Genomic DNA, 222 nt, shown 5'->3' on the forward strand with positions numbered 1-222 from the left:
AGCAAGCTCGCTCCCACGGGCGTGTTGGACTAGCTCTAACTTAGGTGGTGGCTAGCAACCCCTCCCGACGCCAGGTCCTTGAGGATCGGGCAGTCCGGGCGGTCGCCGCCGTGGCAGTGTTCTACCAGTTCCTGAAGCGTATCGCGCAGGCTGGCCAGTTCGTCGATCTTCTGATTCAGCTGCACGATGTGCTGACGGGCCAGCGCCTTGACGTCGGCGCTG

Annotated in this window: 1 pseudogene (only partly in view); it reads right to left on the reverse strand. The window is 63.5% G+C overall.

Features of this window, described 5'->3' with window-relative positions:
* Window positions 1-35: 35 nt before the first annotated feature.
* Window positions 36-222 (reverse strand): annotated as a pseudogene (cueR, locus tag ALO64_RS13365) (Cu(I)-responsive transcriptional regulator); it runs 238 nt beyond the window's last position.

This window comes from Pseudomonas meliae, from assembly GCF_001400515.1.
GTDB lineage: Bacteria > Pseudomonadota > Gammaproteobacteria > Pseudomonadales > Pseudomonadaceae > Aquipseudomonas > Aquipseudomonas amygdali.